At 72.3% G+C, this 21,186-nt stretch carries 3 protein-coding genes; all 3 read left to right on the forward strand.

The genetic code is table 11. The features are described 5' to 3' along the window. Positions 1–5 precede the first annotated feature (5 nt). From ACFORO_RS29430 to ACFORO_RS29440, 3 genes are read left to right on the forward strand one after another with little or no spacing between them, the layout of a single operon-like run. On the forward strand, positions 6–4,325 hold the full coding sequence (locus ACFORO_RS29430) for an amino acid adenylation domain-containing protein (protein ID WP_377872261.1): 4,320 nt from the start codon (positions 6–8) through the stop codon (positions 4,323–4,325). After that, entirely contained in the window at positions 4,322–16,543 is a 12,222-nt protein-coding gene (locus ACFORO_RS29435) for an amino acid adenylation domain-containing protein (protein WP_377872263.1), read from the forward strand. The genes ACFORO_RS29430 and ACFORO_RS29435 overlap by 4 nt, the downstream gene beginning before the upstream one ends. A 26-nt stretch (positions 16,544–16,569) precedes the next feature. Beyond that, positions 16,570–21,138 (forward strand): amino acid adenylation domain-containing protein, encoded by a 4,569-nt coding sequence (locus tag ACFORO_RS29440; RefSeq protein ID WP_377896674.1) that lies wholly within the window; start codon positions 16,570–16,572, stop codon positions 21,136–21,138. Positions 21,139–21,186: the final 48 nt, after the last annotated feature.

The following is a 21,186-nucleotide window of genomic DNA, read 5'->3' on the forward strand; positions in this document are numbered from 1 at the left end:
CGACGATGGAAGGCTACCGGCTCTCCCCTCAGCAAAAGCGTGCCTGGCTGGTGCACCAGGCCGACCCGAGCGGTGTCTACCCGGCGCAGGCGCGCGCCGAGGTCGACGGGAACCTGGACCGCGAGCGGCTGCGCCGCGCCGTCGAAAGCGGGTGCCTGCGCCACGAAGCGCTGCGGACGGTGCCGCACCGGCCTGCGGGCATGGACTTGCCGATTCAGGTCATCCAGCCGGCTCCGCGCGTGGCGTATGCGGTGCACGGCGGCACCGACCCGGCTGATCTGGCACGAGCGCGCGCGGGCACGGACTTCGATCTCCCGGACGGCCCGCTCGTGCTGGCCGATCTGGTGCTGCTGCCGGATTCCCGGGCCGAGCTGCTGCTGACGGCGCCCGGCTGGCTGGTCGACGCGGTGTCCCTGCACGTCCTGCTGTCCGAGATCCGCGAGAGCTACGAGGGACGCCCGCAGCCCGAGGAACCGTTGCAGTACGCCGACGCCGCCGAGTGGCAGCACGATGTCCTGACCGCTCCCGAGACCGCCGGGGGCAGGGAGTTCTGGCAGACGCACCTCGCGGCGCTCCCGCCGGCCGAAGCGCTCCCCTGCGAGCGAACCGGTGCGGCGGACGGCTTTCGCCCAGCGACCGTACCGGTCGAACTGCCCGCCGAAGTCGTCGCGCTCGCGCAGCAGCGGGACTGGCCGCTCGACGCCGTGTTCGCCGCGGCATGGCAGGCATTGCTCACCCGGATGGCCGGCAGCGTCGTCCGGATCGCCTCGGCGGCGGCGAACCGGCCGCACGCTGAGATGCGGCACGCCGTCGGCTCGTACGTCCAGTGGCTGCCGCACGCCGCGGCGGCCGACCCGGCACAGACGTTCGCCGAGTCCGTCGCCGCGGTGGCGGACCAAACCCGCAAACTGGCGGAAAACCAGGAATTCTTCGACGCGGCCTCGTTCGGCGAGACCCCGGCAGCGCGTGCCGGATTCGTCTGGACGGCGCTGCCTGCGCGGTCGGACTGGCCGGTCGTATTCGCGGTCGCACACCGCGAGCCGTTGCCGGTCCTGCTCGACGGGATGCGCTGCGGCACAACGATCCGGCTGGCGCTGCACCACGACACTGCCCGGCTGACCACCGACGACGCGCACCGGCTGGCAGCGATGTACGGGTGCCTGCTCGCCGCCGCGGTGCGGGAGCCGGAGGCGCGGATCGGATCGCTGCCGATCTCCCCGAGCGAAGAAACGGGCCGCGCACTGGCCGCTGGACTGCCCGCGGCCCCGGCAGCGGCCCCGGATCGCTGCGTGCACACGATGTTCGAGGAGCAAGCAGCGCTCCGGCCGGGCCAGACGGCGGTCGTCGCGGGAGCGGACCGGCTCACCTATCGGCAGCTGAACGAGCAGGCGAACCGGATCGCGCACCGCCTGCGCCGGGCAGGCGTACGGCCGGAAGACCGGGTCGGTCTGGCCGCCGGGCGGGGAACCGGCTTGCTCGCCGGGCTGCTCGGCGTGCTGAAGTCCGGAGCGGCGTATCTCCCGGTCGACGCAGACCTCCCGCCGGCCCGCCGCAACGCCTTGTTCGAGCAGGCAGGCGTGCGGCTGGTCCTGGCCGAAGGCGGTGCGGGCACGATCGACCTCGCCGACCCGGGCCTGGCGGACGAACCGGCGACCGACCCGGTCGGCGGAGCTGGCCTCGCCAACCTCGCGTACGTCGTCTTCACGTCCGGATCCACCGGCACGCCGAAGGGCGTCGCGGTCACGCACGACAGCCTGGCCCGCTACACGAGCGGCATCGCGGATGTGCTGGACCTGCCCGCCGGCAGCGGTTACGGCATCGTCTCCACCTTCGCCGCCGACCTCGGGCACACCGTCGTCTACCCGTCGCTGTGCACCGGCGGCACGCTGCACGTCCTGTCCCGCGAGGTCGCCGAAAGCCCGGCGCGGATGGCCGCCTATGCCGACCGGAACCCGATCGACTGCTTGAAGATCGTGCCCTCCCACCTGCGGGCGTTGCTGGACGGCCCGCGGCAGGCGGCGGTGCTGCCGAAGCGACGGCTGGTCCTCGGCGGCGAGGCGCTGACCGCCGATTTGGTCCGGTCGGTGCGGGAACTGGCGCCGGACTGCCGACTGCTCAATCACTACGGCCCCACCGAAACGACCGTCGGCGTGCTCAGCCACGAAGTCGCCGCGGCGGACGATCCGGTGCCGCTCGGCCGGCCGCTCGCGCACGCCAGGGTGCACGTGCTGGACGACCGGCTCGACCTCGCTCCCTTGTGGACAGCAGGCGAGGTGTGCGTCGGCGGTCCCGCGACGGCCCGCGGCTACCTCGGCAACCCCGCAGCCACCGCCGAGCGGTTCGTGCCCGACCCCCGCCTGCCCGGCGGACGGCTTTACCGCACCGGTGACCTGGCGCGCCGGCGCGCCGACGGCACGCTGGTTTTCCTCGGCCGCGACGACGAACAGGTGAAGCTGCGCGGGTACCGGGTCGAACCGGCCGAGGTCGCCGCGGTGCTCCGCAGGCATCCGGACGTCCAGGACGCGGCTGTCGTGGTCCGCACCGGCAACGGCGCGCCGCACCTGGTCGGGTATGTCGTCGCCGACGCAACCCCGGAAGTTCTGCAAGCGCACTGCGCTGCGCACCTGCCGTCCTACCTGGTCCCGTCAGCGGTCGTGCCGATCGAGGCGATCCCGTTGACCGCCAACGGAAAACTCGACCGCACGGCGCTGCCCGAGCCGGCGGGCGCCACCACGTACGCACCGCCGGAATCCCCGGCGGAGGAGACTCTCGCCGCTATCTGGGCCGAATTGCTGCATGTCGACCGAGTCGGCCGCCATGACGGTTTCTTCGCGCTGGGCGGCGACTCGATCCTGGGCATCCAGGTGGTCTCGCGCGCAAACCAAGCCGGCCTCGCGGTGACGCCCCCGCTGCTGTTCCAGCACCCGACGATCGCCGCTCTCGCCACTGCCTGCGCGACCGGCGCCGCGCCCGTCGAGGCGGAACAGGGACCGGTGATCGGACCTCTGCCTGCGACGCCGATCCAGCGCTGGTTCCTCGGCTTGGACCTGCCCGACCCGTCGCACTACAACCAGACGATCTGCTTGCGTCCGCGGCAAACCCTGCGTGCCGGGCCGCTGCGGTCCGCACTGCGCGCGCTGGTCGTCCACCACGACGCGCTGCGGCTGCGCCTGACCAGCGCCGCCGACGGCGATTGGACGCTGGACAACGCGCCGGTCGCCGAACACGAACTGCTGCGCGCTGCCGACGACCTCGAACCCGCCGTGGTGCAGGCACAGCAGGACATCGACACCGCGTCCGGCTGCCTGCTCCGCGCCGTCCTCGCCGGCGACGGCTCCGCTCAGCGGCTGGTCCTGGTCGCACACCACCTCGGCGTCGACGGAGTGTCCTGGCGCATCCTGCTCGAAGACCTCGCGACCGCATACCAGCAGGCGGCGGCAGGACAGCCGATCCAGCTGCCCGCGAAAACCACCTCGTATCAAGAGTGGGCCGTCCGGACCGCGGAGCGGGCGCACGCCTACGACGCGGAAATCCCCTACTGGACGGACCTGCTGACCGCGGCGCGCAACATCCGGATACCGCAGGACGAGTACCGCGCCGACGGGCCGGGCACCTACGGCGACAGCCGGACGGTCGCCGTGGAACTGGAAGCTTCCGCCACCGAAGCTCTGCTCGGTCGGTCCGCGCAGACCTCGGTGCACGCCGCGGTGCTCGGTGCGCTCGGCCGGGTCCTGCTCAAATGGACTGGGCAGCAGGCGATCGTGGATGTCGAGGGCCACGGACGGGATGTCCGCGGGGCGGACTCCGACCTGAGCCGCACCGTCGGCTGGTTCACCACCATTCACCCGGTACGGCTGACCGCCGACGGGGCCGCGCCAGCGCCGTCCGGCGGGATTGGCTACGGCATCCTGCGCCATCTCCGCTCGGACACCGCCACCGCCCGCCTGCGCGCGCTGCCCAGCCCGGCGATCCGGGTCAACTACCTTGGCCGAGGAACCGGTTCCGCCGCCGGCAGCGGATTGCTCGAACTGGTGCCCGAACGCCTCGGCAGCGCCGCCGACCCGGCGGCCCGCCGTCCGTATCTGCTCGACATCACCGCCGTCGAACTGGCCGGCCGGTTGAGGATGACCTGGGCGTACCGCCCGGCGGTCCACCGCGAGCAGACCATCGCGGCGCTCGCCGGGGACTGCCTGCGCGAACTCGCCGCCGGCCCCGGCATCCGTGCGGAGCCGGAGCCCGGATTCGCCGAGTCCGGCCTCACCGAAGCGGACCTGGCCGAGCTCATGGACGAACTCGACACGCTGCCCGCCGAGGGGGACGCATGACCGGACAGCACGCCCGCGTCGAGCGCATCTATCCGCTCTCGCCGCTGCAGCAGGGCATGGTGTTCCACGCCCTGTACGAACCGGGCAAGGACCCGTACGTGGAGCAGGTGTGCTGCACGCTGACCGGCGAACTCGACGCAGAGGCGTTCCGGGACGCCTGGGCCGAAGTCGCGGACCGGCACGCCGCGCTGCGCACCGCGTTCCGCTGGACCGGGCAGGCACAGGCACGGCAGGTCGTGCACCGGCAGATCGCGTTGCCGTGGACCGAATCCGACCTCGCCGGGCTCGGCCCGCGCGCACAGACCGCGGCTGTAGCGGAACTGGCCGAACGGGACTGGGCCCGCGGCTTCGATCTCGCCCGCGCCCCGCTGTTCCGGCTGACCTTGGCCCGGCTCGGCGACCGGGAGCACCGTCTGGTGTGGACGAACCACCACGCGGTGCTGGACGGGTGGTCGCGTTCCCGGGTGTTCGGCGAGGTGATGACGCTCTACCGCGCCGCAGTCGCCGGCCAGGACGCTGAACTCGCGACGGCGCCCGCATTCGGCGACTACATCGCCTGGTATCAAGGCCTGGACCTCGCGCAGGCGGAGAAGTTCTGGCGCGACACGCTCTCCGGCTTCACCGCGGCCACCCCGCTGCCGTTCGGAACCGCCGAGGCGCGCGAGGGCACCGGCTCGGTGCGGCTCGACCTGTCCGAATCCGGCACCGCTGCGCTGCGCGAAGTCGGCCGCAACCACGGGTTCACCGCCAACACTCTCGTCCAGGCCGCGTGGACGCTGCTGCTGGCGCGGCACAGCGGGCAGTCCGACGTCCTGTTCGGAGCGACCGTCGCCGGCCGCCCGCCGGGCCTCGCCGGCGTCGAGAACATGGTGGGGTTGTTCATCAACACCGTGCCGGTCCGCGTCCGAGCTACCGGCGAGTCCGTCGCCGAATGGCTGGGAGATCTCCAGCGGACATTCGTCGAGCTCCGCCAATACGAGCACACGCCGTTGGCGGAGACGCGGCGCTGGGCCGAAGCGCCAGGAAACAGCCCGCTCTTCGAGAGTCTGGTGGTCTTCGAAAACTACCCGCTCGACGAGCACATCGCGGACAGTCCCCGCGTCGCCGAAGTCAGCTTCCGTGAGCAGACGCACTACCCGCTCACCCTCGTCTCGGCGCTCGCCGACCGGTTGACGCTGCGGCTGGCATACGCGCGGAATCAGTACGACGAAGCGGGTGCGAGCGGGTTGCTGGCCGAGCTGAAGGACCTGCTGTCCGCGCTCGTCGTCAATCTCGACGCACCCGTCGCAGCGCTCACCGCGCTCACGCCGGAGCGGGAAGCCGCCCTCCTCGCGAGCTGGAACCCTGCCCCGGCAGCGGTTTCGGCCGAGGAAGGGTCGCTGGTGGAACGCTTCCTCGGACAGGTGCGCGAGCGGCCGGACGCCATCGCGGTGGTCTGGGGCGGGGAACAGTTCACCTACCGCGCTGTCGCACGCCGGGCCGCCGGGCTGGCCGAGCAGCTGCGCTCGGCCGGAGTCGGCCGCGAGGTGCTGACCGGGGTGCTGGTGGACCGCGGCCCGCACCAGGTGATCGCTGTGCTCGCGTGTCACCTCGCCGGCGGAGCCTACGTGCCGCTGGACCCGGAGTATCCGCAGGAACGCCTGAGCTACATGGTGTCCGACAGCCAGATCCCGGTTCTGGTCAGCACCGTCGACCTCGCCGACCGGGTCCCGGACGGGCCGGCGGTAGTCTTCCTCGCCGGCACTGAAGCCGCACCGGCGCCGCCGCGGATCGACCCGGCCGACCTCGCGTACGTCATCTACACCTCCGGATCGACCGGACAGCCCAAAGGGGTGCTGGTCCCGCACCGCAACGCGGCGCGCTTGTTCGACGCCACCCGCCCGTGGTTCGGCTTCGACGCCCGCGACGTGTGGAGCCTGTTCCACTCGGCGGCGTTCGACTTCTCGGTGTGGGAACTGTGGGGCGCGCTGGCGCACGGCGGGCGCCTGGTGCTCGTGGACGACCTGACCCGGCGCACGCCCGCCGAGTTCGCCTGCCTCGCCGACCGGCAAGCGGTCACCGTGCTCAACCAGACTCCCTCGGCGTTCCTGCCGCTGACCGAGGTCGCCGGCGACCTGCCCAGCCTGCGCACGGTGGTCTTCGGCGGCGAAGCCCTGGCCGCGGACCGGTTGTCGCACTGGGCCGGGCTGCACGGCCTTGACCGGCCGCGGCTGGTGAACATGTACGGCATCACTGAAACCACCGTCCACGTGACCGGGCACCCGCTCGGCGCGGCTGACCTCGACCCGGCCGCGGGCAGCGTCATCGGCCGTCCGATCCCGGACCTCCGGCTCTACCTGCTTGACGAGAACCTGCGTCCGGTGCCTGCCGGCCGGACCGGCGAACTTCACGTCGGCGGCGCCGGCCCGGCCCGCGGCTACCTGCGCCGGCCAGGGCTGACCGCGCAACGCTTCCTGCCCGATCCGTACGGCTCGGCCGGAGCGCGCATGTACCGCACCGGCGACCTGGCGCGGGCGCTGCCCGACGGCACGTTCGTCTATCTCGGCCGCGCCGACGACCAGATCCAGGTCCGCGGCCACCGCGTCGAACCGGCCGAGGTCGAGGCCGCACTGCGCGCGCACCCGCGGGTGACCGGCGCCCACGTGCGGCTCCGCGACGATCAGCTCGTCGCCTACCTCACCGCCGACGGCGAGGTCGACGACCTGCGCGAGCACCTCGCGCAGCGCCTCCCCGGCTACCTTTTCCCGGCGCACTGCGTCGTCGTGGACGAATTCCCGCTCACCGTGCACGGGAAGATCGACCCGGCGGCTCTGCCGGAGCCCGGCTGCGAGCGGCCGAGTGTCGAGACGGCCGCACCGAGAACGCCGGTGCAGGAGGTCGTGGCCGGAGTCTGGCAACAGCTTCTCGGTGTCGAGAACGTCGGCATCCACGACGACTTCTTCGCGCTCGGCGGCCACTCCCTGATCGCCGCCCAGGTCCACGCCCGGCTCCGGGCGGTGTTCGGCGTCGACGTGCCGTTACGGGTGCTGTTCGCGCATCCCACCGTCGCGGAACTCGCCGCGCACGTCGAAGCCCGCCGCGAGACGACCGCGGACCAGCGGCCGCCGCTGCGCGCCCAAGACCGCCCGGCGGAAGTTCCGTTGTCGTTCGCACAGCAGCGCGCCTGGTTCTTCGAGCAGTGGGCTCCGGACAGCCCGCTCAACACGATCATCGCGGGCCTGCGGCTCATCGGCGCCCTTGACGTGCCGGCGGTTGCCGCTGGGCTGACCGCGATCGCCGCGCGCCACGAACCTCTCCGCACCGCTTTCGGCGCCGGCACCCCGCAGCAAGTCGTCGCGCCGCCCGCGCCGATGCCCTTGCCAGTGACGGACCTCCGCAGCCTCGACCCGGCCCGGGCCGCCGCGGTCATCCGCGAGCTCGCCGCCTCCGAGGCCCGGCTGCGCTTCGACCTCCAGACCGGGCCGCTGGCTCGCGCGCGGTTGCTGCGCGTGGCCGAGGACGACCATGTTCTGTTGCTCGGGCTGCACCACACCATCGCAGACGGCCGCTCGCTCGAGGTCCTGCTGGCCGAACTGACCGAGCTGTACACCGCGCGCTGCGAAAACCGCGAGCCGGTGCTCCCGGTACTTTCCTTCCAGTACGCGGATTACACCCTGTGGCAACGGTCCTGGTTGGACAGTGCGACCCTGGAACGGCAGCTCGCGCACTGGCGCGAGAACCTGGCCGGCGCACCGGCGCTGCTCGAACTTCCCACCGACCGTCCGCGCCCGGCGGAGCTGGGATTCGACGGCGCGAGCCACGCGTTCACTGTGCCCGAACCGGTCCGGCAGATGCTGCACCAGGTGAGCAGGGAGATCGGCGCGACGCCGTTCATGACCCTGCTGGCCGCGTTCTCGCTGGTGCTGTCCCGCTACAGCGGCCAGGACGACGTCGTGGTCGGCACGCCGATCGGGCAGCGCCCCACCGAGGAAGCCGAGCGGCTGATCGGGTTCTTCACCAACACCTTGGCCCTGCGCACCGACCTCAGCGGCAACCCGACCTTCGCGCAACTGGTCGCCCGGGTCCGCGAGGGGTGCCTGGACGCCTATGCCAACCAGGATGTCCCGTTCGAGCAACTGGTGGAGGAACTGCGTCCGGCAAGGGACGCCAGCTATGCGCCGCTGGCCCAGGTGGGTTGCGACTACCAGCGGGTGTCCTCGCCCGAACTCCGCTGGCCGGGCGTGCGCGTCCGGCCGCTGGACCCGCCGCCCGGCAACGGAACGGCGAAGTTCGACCTTGCGCTCGCCCTGGTCGAGAGTCCGGACTCGCTGACCGGCACGCTGATCTACAACACCGCCCTGTTCGAGCTGGCCACCGTCGAGCGGATGGCCGCAGTGCTGCTCGAAGCGCTCGCCGCGCTGACGACCGAGCCGAACCGGCGGCTGCGCGACGTGCCGCTGCTGTCGCCTGTCGACCACGACCTGCTGACCCGGCGGTGGAACCGCACCCCGGCCCCCTCAGCGCCGGCACTCGGGTTCGCGGATCTCGTCGCCGCACAAGCAGAACGCACCCCGCACGCGGTTGCGGTCGCGATGGGCGGGCATCAGCTCACCTACGCCGCGCTCGACGCGCGCGCCACCCGGCTGGCCCAGCACCTGCGGGCCGCCGGAGCCGGACCGGACGTCCGGGTCGCGGTCTGTCTGGAGCGTTGTCCCGAACTGGTGATCAGCGTCTTGGGCATCATGAAGGCAGGCGCCGCCTACCTGCCGCTGGACCCGACGTATCCGGCCGACCGGCTGGCCTACCTGCTCCAGGACAGCCGCGCGCAGCTGCTGCTGTCGCAACGGGACCTGCTCGACCGGTTGCCTCGGCACGAGAACGTCCTGCTGCTCGACGAGCAGTGGCCTGCCATCCGCGCGGAGCGCGACGACGCCCCGCTGCCGTCGGTGCCGCTCGACGCTGTCGCGTACGTCATCTACACCTCCGGCTCCACCGGCCGTCCAAAAGGGACGATGGTGCCGCACCGCGGCATCGCCGCGCTCGCCGACGCGCAGGCGCGCGCGCTGGAAGTCGGCAACGGGAGCCGGGTGTTGCAGTACGCGTCGCTGAGCTTCGACGCATCCCTGCTGGAACTCGTCATGGCGCTGCCGCCCGGCGCGACGCTGTGCCTCGCACCGCGCGAGCGGCCGCTCCCCGGCCCGGATCTCGTTCAGCTCCTAGACGAGCAAGCGGTCACCACGGTGATGCTTCCGCCGTCCGCGCTGGCGGTGACCCCGGACGCGGCGCTGCCGGCGCTGACGACCGTGACGGTCGGCGGCGAGGCGTGCTCGGCCGACCTGGTGCGCCGATGGGCGCCCGGCCGCCGGTTCCACAACCTGTACGGGCCCACCGAGGCGACCATCTGCACCGTCATGGCCGAATGCCTGCCGGGTGCACCGGTGGCGATCGGCAGGCCGATCCCGGGCAGCACCGCGTACGTCCTCGACGCCGAGCTGCGTCCGGTGCCGATCGGCGTGCCCGGCGAGCTGTGCCTCGGCGGCACCGGCCTCGCCCGCGGGTATCTGGGCCGGCCGGGGCTGACCGCCGGCCGTTTCGTACCGGATCCGTTCGGGCCGCCCGGTGCGCGGCTTTACCGCACCGGCGACCGGGTGCGGTTCCGTGCCGACGGGACACTCGCGTTCCTGGGCAGGCTGGACGCCCAGGTCAAACTGCGGGGCTTCCGCATCGAACCGGGCGAGATCGAAGCCGCGCTGCGGAGTGTGGCGGACGTGGCGGACGCGGCGGTGGTGCTGCGCGAGGACCAGCCAGGCGCTCCCCGGCTGGTCGGGTACGCGGTGGCGAGCAGCGGTGTCACGACCGACGAACTGCGCGCGGCGTGTGCCCGCGCTCTGCCGGAGTACATGGTCCCGGCCGCGTTCATGGTTCTCGACGAGTTCCCGTCCCTGCCCAGCGGCAAGCTCGACCGTGCCGCGCTGCCCGCGCCCGGCGCGGACCGACCGGAACTGGCGGTGTCCTACGCCGCGCCCTCGACCCGGACGGAGCGCACGATCGCCGATATCTGGGCGAAGGCGCTCGGGCTGGACCGCGTGGGCCGCGACGACGACTTCTTCGCCCTCGGCGGCGACTCGATCCTGAGCATCCAGGTGATCACCCAGGCGGCCAAGGCGAGTCTGCGGATCAGCCACAAAATGCTGTTCCAGAACCGGACCGTGCGCGCCCTCGCGTCCGCCGTCGAAGAAGCGGCCCCGGCCGCGACCGGTTCCGGCGCGCAGGACGCCGTGTCCGGCCCGGTCCGGCCGACCCCGATCCAGCAGTGGTTCCTGGACCAGCACCTGCCGACACCGAAGTATTACAACCAGGCGCTGCTGGTGCGTCCGCGCCGGCCGCTCCACACCGAAGCGCTCCGTGCGGCGCTGCGCGAAGTGGTTGCCCACCATGACGTCCTGCGATTGCGCGTGACATCCGACGCCACGCTGGACATCGCCGCCCCGTCGGACGCGGCACCGGTCGAACTGACTGTCGCCGGACTGGCGGACGCAGAATCCATCGCCGAAGCGGCCGCCGAGGCGCACGCGGGCATCGATCTGTCCGCCGGCTGCCTGCTCCGCGCTGTCCACATCAGACTGGCGGACAGCGAACGGCTGCTGCTCGTCGCTCACCACCTCGCCGTGGACGGCGTTTCCTGGCGGATTCTTCTGGAAGACCTGGCCACCGCTTATCATCAAGCGCTGCGCGGTGCGCCGCTGGCGCTCCCGGCCAAGACCACCGCCTTCCGGGACTGGGCCGCCGGTCTGGCCGAGCACGCGAACCACCCCGAGATCAGCGTCCAGATTCCCTATTGGACAGACGTGCTGGCCGACGCGCAGAACCTAGCCCTGCCGACCGACGCGGACCTCGACCCGGCGGGCGACACCTATGCCGCCGCCGGTTCAGTGACCGCCGAGCTCGACACCACCGCCACCGAAGAGCTGCTCCGCTCCGCCGGCCCGGCCAGCGCGCACGAGCTGCTGCTGACCGCGCTCGGCCGTGCGCTCTGCGACTGGACCGGAAGCGACCGGGCGGTGGTGGACGTGGAAAGCCACGGCCGGGACGCCTTGTCCGGCATGGCCGGGTCCGCCGACCTGACCCGCACGGTTGGCTGGTTCACCGCGATCTACCCGCTCGTCCTTCCGGTCGCCGGACCGCTGCGGACCGCGGTGGGCAACGTCCGCGAAGCGATCCGCGCGCTGCCGGACGGCGGTCTGGGCTACGGGCTGCTGCGGCACGGACGCTCCGACGCCGCGACCGAGCGGCTGCGCGCGCTGCCTGGACCGGAGGTGTGCTTCAACTACCTCGGCCAGGTGGACCAGTCCTTCGCGGGCGACTCGCCGTGGCTGCCCGCGGAAGAAGACACCGGGCCGGGCCAGTCGCCGGACGTCCCGAGGCGGTACCTGATCGACGTGGTGGCGCTGGTTGCCGACGGCCGCCTCCGGATCACCGTGACGCACGGCGCGCGGCACCGGCGCGAGACCGTGGCCGGCTTGCTCGACGCGCTCCGCGCGCACCTGCGCACGGTGCTGGCCGCCGTCCGGTCCGGGTCCGGCGATGCGCTGGTGCCGGCGGACTTCCCCCTGGCCGACCTGGACCAGGCCGCGCTCGACCGCCTCGCCGCCGCGGCCGACGGCGCGCTGGAAGACGTCTACCCGCTTTCTCCGATGCAGGAAGGGATGCTGTTCCACACCGTCCGCGAGGAGGGGCCCGGCTCGTACGTGGTGCAGATGGCCGCCCGGCTGACCGGGAAGTTCGACCCCCGCCGGTTCCGCGCCGCCTGGCAGCGGGTGCTGAACCGGCACGCGGCGCTGCGCACGTCGTTCCACTGGGATCGGCTGCACCGTCCGCTCCAGGCCGTGCACCGCACTGTGCCCGCCGCCGTCGACACGGTGGACTGGCGTTCGCTGGACCACGCCGAACAGGTCGAGCGCGGCGCGGAATTCCTTGCCGCGGAACGGGAACGCGGGTTTTCCCTCACCCGTCCGCCGCTGGTCCGCCTCACCCTGCTCCGGCTCGCCGACGAAGAGTGGGAACTGGTCTGGACCCACCATCACCTGCTGCTGGACGGATGGTCGATGCCGCTGGTCGTGCGCGAGCTGTTCGGCTGGTACGAAGCGCTCGGGGGCGACGGCGCCCCGGCGAGACCGCCGGCTCCCGCCCGCCCGTACCGGGACTACATCGCGTGGCTGCGGGACCAGGACCCGGCGGAGGAGTTCTGGCGCGCCCGGCTGGCCGGCTTCGCCGCCGCCACTCCGCTTCCGGCGCGCACGCCCGGCAGGGCCCAGGACGGGTACCGCACCGCGGAGATCCGGCTCCCCGAGGACGCGACCGAACAGCTGCGGCAGTTCGCCCGCGATCTGGGCATCACGACCAGCACGCTGGTGAACGCCGTCTGGGCGGTGCTGCTCAGCAGGCACAGCGGTGAGGAAGACGTCGTGTTCGGCGTGACGGTCGCGGGCCGCCCGCCGGAACTGCCCGGCGTAGAGTCGATCGTCGGCCTGTTCATCAACACGCTGCCCGCCCGCATCCGCCTGCCCCGGCGGCAGCCGGTCGGCGAGTGGCTGCGCGACCTGCACCAGGACCTGCTGGAAATGCAGAGCAACGCCTACAGCCCGTTGGTGCGGATGCAGGCGTGCAGCGCGGTGCCGCGCGGCAGCAGCCTGTTCGAGAGTATCGTCGTGTTCGAGAACTACCCGGTGGACGAGGCTGCGGGCCAAGCCCTCACCGGGGTCGAAGCACGCCAGGTGCACGCCGTCGAGCAGACCGACTACCCGCTGACCTTCAGCTCCGCACCCGGCCCGCGGCTGCTGCTGTCACTGCTCTACGACAACGGCCGTTACAACGCGGAGGCGGCCGAACAGCTGCTCGCCCAGTTGCGGCACCTGCTGGCCGAGTTCGCGAAGCACCCCGGTCGACTGCTCGGGCAAGTGTCCATTTTGGACGAAAGTGCGCGCAGGACCGTGCTGTCCCAAGGGGTTCCCCCGGTCTCCCTGGCACCCGAGGAACGTCCGCTGCACCGGCTGGCCGAGGAGCATGCCGAGCGCACGCCGGATGCGGTCGCGGTGGTCGCGGACGACCGGCAGCTCACCTATCGTGCGCTGAACGCACGCGCGAATCAGCTGGCCCGGGTGCTGCGGCGGCACGGCGTCGGGCCGGAGACGCGGGTCGGGCTGCTGCTCGACCGCTCCCCCGGTCTGCTGGTCGGGTTGCTGGCGGTGCTCAAAGCCGGCGGCGCGTACGTGCCGCTTGACCCGGACGCGCCCGCGGACCGGAATCACCGGCTGATTGGCGACGCCGGAATCCGGCTGCTGGTGTCCGATCAGGACCTGAGCACCGCGCCCGTGCCGGCCGTCCCGGTCAGCTCCGGCGGCTCCGAGTCCGCGGAGAACCTGCCCGCCGCGACCTTGCCGGACAGCCTGGCCTACGTCGTGCACACCTCCGGTTCGACCGGACGTCCGAAGGGCGTGCAGGTCAGCCACCGCAACCTGAGCGCCGCCGCAGCCGCCTGGCGCACTGCGTACGCACTGTCCGAAGAGGATCGGCACCTGCAGATGGCGGGCGTGACGTTCGACGTGTTCACCGGCGATGTCACCCGCGCGCTGAGTTCAGGCGCGGCTCTCGTGCTGTGCCCGCGCGAACTGCTGCTCGCCCCGGCTGCGCTGGCCCGGCTCCTCGACGAGCAGCAGATCACCGCGGCCGAGTTCGTGCCCATAGTGCTCCGTTACGTCGTGGAGGCTGTGCGGTCGTCCGGCGGCCGGTTGCCCGCGCTGCGGTTGCTGGTGTCCGGCGCGGACGCTTGGCCGGGCCGTGACCGCGCCGCCGCCGCGCGGATCGGCGGCGAACGCACCCGCGTCATCAACTCCTACGGCGTCACCGAAGCGACCGTCGACAGCACATGTTTCGACGGCGATCTCGCCGAGGTCGGCGACGCGCTCGTCCCAGTGGGCCGTCCGCTCGGCGCGACCCGGGTGTACGTACTTGACCGGTCCGGCGCGCCGGCGCCGCCCGGCGCCCCGGGCGAACTCCACCTCGGCGGACCGCAGGTGGCCCGCGGGTACTCGGGCCTGGCCGGCCTGACCGCCGAACGGTTCGTGCCCGATCCGTGCGGTGATCCGGGCGACCGGCTGTACCGCACCGGTGACCGGGCGCGCTGGCGCCCCGACGGCGAACTGGAGTTCCTCGGCCGTCTGGACGACCAGGTGAAACTGCGCGGCGTGCGCATCGAACCAGGCGAGGTGGAAGCGGCTCTCGCCGCCCACCCGGCCGTGCGCGCCGCGGCCGTCGCCGTCAAGGCCGATGCCCGCGGGGAACCGCGCTTGGCCGGCTACGTCGTCGCGGACGGCGACGACGACCTGCTGCCGGAAGTCCGCGCGACAGCTGCGCGGCTGTTGCCCGCGTCGATGCTGCCCGCCGTCCTCGTGGTGCTGGACGCCTTGCCGCTGACCGCGAACGGGAAGCTCGACCGGTCCGCGTTGCCTGTCCCGGAAACGCCCGAAGCCGCCTCGGACTACGACCCGCCGGAGTCGCCCGCCGAACGCGCGCTCGCCGAGGTCTGGGCGAAAGTGCTCGGCGTGCCACGGGTCTCGGCGACCGACAGCTTCTTCGCCCTCGGCGGCGATTCGATCGTCAGCCTTCAGGTCGTGGCCCGGACGCGCGCCGCGGGCTGGGCCGTCAGCCCGAAGCAGGTGTTCGACCACCAGACCGTCCGGGCGCTGGCGGCGGTCGCGGTCCCGGCCTCGCCCGCCTCGCCCGCCTCGCACGCCGAGCAAGGCGTGGTGACCGGCTCGCTGCCGCTCATTCCGGTCCAGGCGACATTCTTCGCCGAACAGCACCCGGCCCCACACCACTACAACCAAACGGTGCTGCTCCGCGCGCGCGGCCCGATCGACACCGAAGCCCTCGAACGGGCGTTGCACCTGCTCGTCCGGCACCACGATGCGCTGCGGATGCGATTCCGGCGCACCGAAGACGGCTGGACGCAAGAGCAGGGCGGACTGGCCGGGCTGCCGTCGCGGCTGCTCACCGTGGAAGACCTCAGCTCGGCCGACGATCCCTCCGCCGCGGTCGAGGCCCGCGCCGCCGCCGCGCAGCGCACTCTCGACCTCGATGCCGGGCTGCTGCTGCGCGCGGTGTGGTTCGGCCTCGGCGCCGACCGTCCGGGCCGGTTGCTGCTGGCGGTGCACCATCTCGCGGTCGACGGCGTGTCGTGGCGAATCCTGCTGGAGGACTTGGCTCACGCGTACACCCGAGAACGCGACGGAGCCCCGGCCGAGCTGCCGCCCAAGACCGCGGCGTTCCGCGACTGGGCGCAGGCGCTCGCCAAACACGCGCACAGCGACGAGATCGGCGCGCAGACCGGCCATTGGCTCGCCGTCGCGCGCGCCGGGGCCGAATCCGGCCTCCCGCTGGACCTGCTGCCCAAGGCGGACGAGGGCCTGGAGGACGTCAACACCCGGGCGCAGCTGGCCTCGGTGACCCGCGAACTGGACGAGGAAACGACCCGGCTCTTACTGCACGACGTGCCTCCGGCCTACCGGGCGCGCATCGACGAGGTGCTGCTGGCCGCCGTCAGCTCCGCGATCGCGGGCTGGGCGGGCGAGCCTTCGGTGCTGGTGGACCTGGAAGGCCACGGGCGCGAGGATTTCGGGGCCGCGCTGGACGTCTCCCGCACCGTCGGATGGTTCACGAGCGTCTACCCGGTCCTGCTCGCTCCCGATCCGCACGACCCGGCGGCCGCGCTGCGGCACGTCAAGCAGCGGATGCGGGAGGTGCCCGACCGCGGCCTCGGCTACGGCCTGATCCGCCATACGCGCACCGGCGACCCGGCCGCCGCACAGCTGGCGGACCTGCCGTCCGCGGCGGTCTGCTTCAACTACCTCGGCCGGCTGGACGCCGGATTCGGCGGAGCCGGGCCGTGGGAGCCTGCCGCCGAGCCGGAAGGTCCGGGCCAGGACGCTCGTGCACCCCGCCCGTACCTGCTGGAGGTCGACGCCATGGTCCTTTCCGGACGGTTGCGGTTCACCTGGTCCTACAGCGACCGCCTGCACTCCGAGGCGACCGCCGCCGGACTCGCCGACCGCTGCGTCGCCCTGCTGCGGACCCTCGTCGAGCGCCGCCGCGAGGCGGAGGCGGCGTCCCCCGACGTGACCGGGGTCGCCCTAGCCCCCGGCGAACTGGACGCCCTGCTCGCCGGTTTCCGGACGCCATGACGATCTCCCCAGGAGCGCCGCCCGCGATGCCCGAGCAGACCACCGTCGAGAGCATTCACCCGCTGTCCCCGCTGCAGCAGGGGATGTTGTTCCACGCCTTGTACTCCCCGGACGACGACGTGTACGTCGAACAGTTCAGCTGCCGCTTCGACGGGCCGTTGGACGTGCCGGCGTTCCGCGCCGCCTGGACGGGCGTCGTGACGCGGCATCCCGCGCTGCGCACGTCGTTCCACGCACTCGAAGGCGAGCAGCCGGTGCAGGCGGTGCACCGCGCATTCGAGCTGCCGTGGACCGAACACGACTTGCGGGCCGCCGAACCTTCTCCGGACCGCCTGCCGGAGTTCCTCGCTGCGGACCGGGCGGCGGGGATCGACCCGGCCGCGCCGCCGCTGCACCGGTTCTCGTTGCTGCGGGTGGCCGACGACGCGTACGTGTTCGTGTGGACGCACCACCACCTGCTCCTCGACGGCTGGTCCATGCCGCTGGTGCTCGGCGAAGTGACCGCAAGGTACACGGCACAGCGCCGCGGCGAGGACGCGGATCTTCCGCCGGCGCGGCCGTACCAGGACTACCTGACCTGGCTGGCCGCACAGGACCAGGCGAAAGCCGAGGAGTTCTGGCGTGCCCGCCTCAGCGGGTTCGCCGCCGCCACCCCGCTGCCGCTGCACGCCGAAGAACCGGTTCCGGGACAAGGCTTTCTCTCGGTCGAAGAAGTACTGTCCGAGGAGTCGACGGCGGAGCTGACCGCGACCGCCCAGGCCGGCGGACTCACCATCAGCACCGTCGTGCAAGCAGCGTGGTCGTTGGTGCTCGCCCGGTTCAGCGGCGCCCCGGACGTCTTGCACGGCGCTACGACCTCCGGTCGTCCGCCGGAACTGCCAGGCGTGGAAGACATCGTGGGCATGTTCATCAACACGCTTCCGGTACGCACCCGGATCGACGGCCGGCGGCCGGTCCTGGAGTGGCTGCGCGAAACACAAGCGGACTTCGCCGCCGCGCGCGGACACGAGCACATCCCGCTGGTGCGTGCACAAGGCTGCAGCGACGTGCCGCGCGGCGAGCCGCTGTTCGACAGTCTGGTCGTGGTGGAGAACTTCCCCATCACCGCCGCGGCGAACGATTCCTTCGACGGCGTCGCCGTCACCTCGGTCCAGGCCACCGAGCAGACCGGCTACCCGCTGACGGTCGTCGCGCTGCCGGGACGTTCGCTGCGATTGCGGTTGCTCTGCGACCGGCGCTGGTACACCGAAGAGACCGCCCGCCCGATCGCCAGCGCGCTGCGCGGCGCAGTGACGGGCCTGCTCGAAAACCTGGACCGGTGCGTGGACGACGTGCCGATCATGACCGAGGACGCAGCAGCTGCACTGGCACGGCAGTGGAACGCCACGCGCGGCGACTACCCGCGCGACCACTGCGTGCATGCCTTGGTCGCAGAACAAACAGCGCGCAACCCTGACGCCGTAGCGGTCGTGCACGGCGAACAACACCTCACCTACCGCGCACTGTCCGCGCGCGCCGCCCGCCTGACCGCTGCGTTGCGCGCACTGGGTGTCACGCCCGGTTCCTGCGTGGGCGTCTGCCTGGAACGGTCCCCCGAGCTGATCGCCGCTCTGCTCGGCATTCTCCGCGCAGGTGCGGCGTACGTCCCACTCGCCCCTTCGTACCCGGCACAGCGTCTCGAGTTCATGGCTCAGGACAGCGGGATCTCTGTCGTGCTCACAGTGAAAGCGCTGCGGCACAACGTTCCTGGCGGAGTGAGCACTATGCTCCTTGACGACCCCGGAAGCTGGCCGACCGGCGACGACACGGCGGTCACGGCAACCGCGGACGCGCCCGCGTATGTGATGTACACGTCCGGTTCCACCGGAACTCCCAAAGGCGTCACGGTTCCCCACCGAGCGATCGTCCGGCTCGTCCGCGACACGGATTACGTCTCGCTGCGAACCGACGACCGGATCGCCTTCGCCGCTACCACCGCTTTCGACGCGGCGACCTTCGAGCTGTGGGGCGCCATCCTGTCCGGTGCCGCAGCGGTGGTCGTGGCCAAACAGCAGGCGCTGGACCCGGTTGGCTACGCGGCGCTGATCCGCGAACAGGCGATCACGACCTTGTTCATGACTACCGCGCTGTTCAACCAGTTCGCCGCAGGCGTACCGGACGCGTTCGCGCCCATGCGCCAGGTGCTATTCGGCGGTGAGGCAGTAGATCCGGCCGCCGTCCGTACGGTGCTGGCCGCTGGCGCGCCCCAGCGGCTCCTGCACGTCTACGGCCCGACCGAGAGCGCCACCTTCGCCACCTGGCACTTGGTCGACACAGTGGGCGGCCAGGACCGTACGGTGCCGATCGGCACCGCGATCGCCAACACCACCGCGTACGTGCTCGACCGCGCGGCACGGCCGGTGCCGGCCGGCGCGGCCGGCGAACTGTTCCTCGGCGGAGACGGCCTGGCACACGGCTACCGCGGTCACCCGGCGCGGACCGCGGAGCGCTTCCTGCCGGATCCGTTCGGGCCGCCGGGAAGCCGGCTCTACCGCACCGGCGACTTGGTGCGGACCCACGCCGACGGCGCGATCGTCTTCCTCGGCCGCTCCGATCACCAGATCAAGCTGCGCGGCTTCCGGATCGAACTGGACGAGGTGGCCGCTGCCCTGCGCACAGCTGACTCGGTCACCGACGCGGTGGTCCTGCTCCGCGAAGACGTACCCGGCAATCCCCAGCTCGTCGCATATGTGACCGGCGCCCCGCAACTGGCCGAACTGCGCGCCCACTGCGCCCGCACGATGCCCGACCACATGATCCCCGCGGTGTTCGTGCCGATGCCCCGCCTTCCCTTGACGGCCAACGGAAAACTGGATCGGAACGCCCTCCCCGCACCCGAGTGCCGCACCAGCGGAACCGACCCCGGCCATGTCGCGCCGCGGCCTGGCACCGAAGAACTGGTCGCCGAACTGTGGGCGCACGTGCTGCACGTCGACCGGGTGAGCCGGGACGCGAACTTCTTCGACCTCGGCGGACATTCGCTGACCGCGACCCAGCTGCAAACCCGGTTGCGCCGCGCGTTCGCGACGGACGTGCCGCTCCGCACCATCTTCACAGCCGACGACCTCGCCGGTCTCTCCGCCGAAATCGACGCGCTGCGCCGGGACCCGACCGGCGTCGTGTCCGCGCCTCCGCGGCCGGTCGGCCGAGCAACGCCGCTGCCGCTGTCGTTCCCGCAGCGGCGGCTGTGGTTCCTCGAACAGTGGGAACCTGGCACCGCGCTCTACCACATCTCCGGCGCGCTTCGGCTGCGCGGCAGGCTCGACGTGCCCGCGCTGCGCGCCGCCTGGCAGGCCGTCGTCGACCGGCACGAAGTGCTGCGCACCCACGTGTCCGCGACGTCGCCGGACGACCCCAGGCAGACCGTGACCGCGCGGTTGCCCGCCACGATCCCGGTCGTCGATCTGACCGCCGCCCGTGCGCGGGAGGTCGTGCGAGCCGCACTCGAAACGCCGTTCCAGCTCGCCGAGGGCCCGCTGTGGCGGCTGATGCTGGTCCGCACGAGCCTGGAGGAGCACGTCCTCGCGATCTGTCTGCACCATCTGATCGCCGACGGCGAGTCCATCGGTTTGCTCCTGCGCGAACTCGGCGCGCAGTACCGGGCACACGGCCGAGCGGATCTGCCCGCGCTGCCTCTGCAGTACGGCGACTACGCGGCCTGGCAGCACCGCACGCTCACCGACGATCGGCTCGCGGCGGACCTCGCCTACTGGCGCAAGACGCTCAGCGGGCTGCCGCCCGTCACCCTGCCCACCGACCGGCCGCGCTCGGCAGGCACCAGTTCCGAGGCGGCCCGCTGCGCCGTCGCCGTTCCGTCCGAAGTGGACGGACAGCTCGGCGCGCTCTGCCGTCAGGCGGGCGTGACCCGGTTCATGGCGCTGTACGCGGCTTTCGCCGCCGCGCTCGCCCAGACTCGCGACCTGTCCGAGGTCGTGGCCGGCACCCCGACCGCCAACCGCGACCACCAGGAGCTGGAGGGACTGATCGGGTTCTTCGTGAACACCCTGGTGCTGCGGCTGGACCTCGGCGGCGACCCGGCGTTCCGGGACCTGCTCGGCCGCACCCGGGAAGCCTGCCTCGGTGCCTATGCGCACCAGGCGGTCCCGTTCGAGCGCCTGGTGACCGAACTCGCCCCGGATCGTGCCGCCGGCCGCCTGCCGCTGTTCCAGACCTGGTTCGTCGTGCAGGACGCGCCGCCCGCGGCCGAGGCGTTCCCCGGCATCGAGGTGTCGCCTGCCGGCGACCCGGACCGGCTTGCGCGCTACGACCTGCGGCTGGACGTGCAGCGGTCCGAGGGCGAAACGCGCGCCGTGTTCGAGTACAAGGCCGCCCTGTTCGAACCGGCGGAGATCGCCCGGCTGGCCCGCAGGTTCGTCAGCCTGCTCGAACTGGTCGCCGCCGACCCGGAGATCCGGTTGTCGGCGGTGACCCGCCGGCTGACCGAGTCCGAAGACCGGCTGCGCCGCGAACGCAAGAACGGGATGAGCCTCGCCGGGCTGCAGCGGCTCAAGAACACCCGGCGCGCGAACGCCCCGGACAGCGGGAGCCGCACATGACCGCGACGACCGGTCCGGTACCGCGCCGGAACCGCAGCCTCGTGACCG

Origin of the sequence: Amycolatopsis halotolerans (genome assembly GCF_042647905.1) — a bacterium.
In the GTDB taxonomy this organism is placed as follows: Bacteria; Actinomycetota; Actinomycetes; order Mycobacteriales; family Pseudonocardiaceae; genus Amycolatopsis; species Amycolatopsis halotolerans.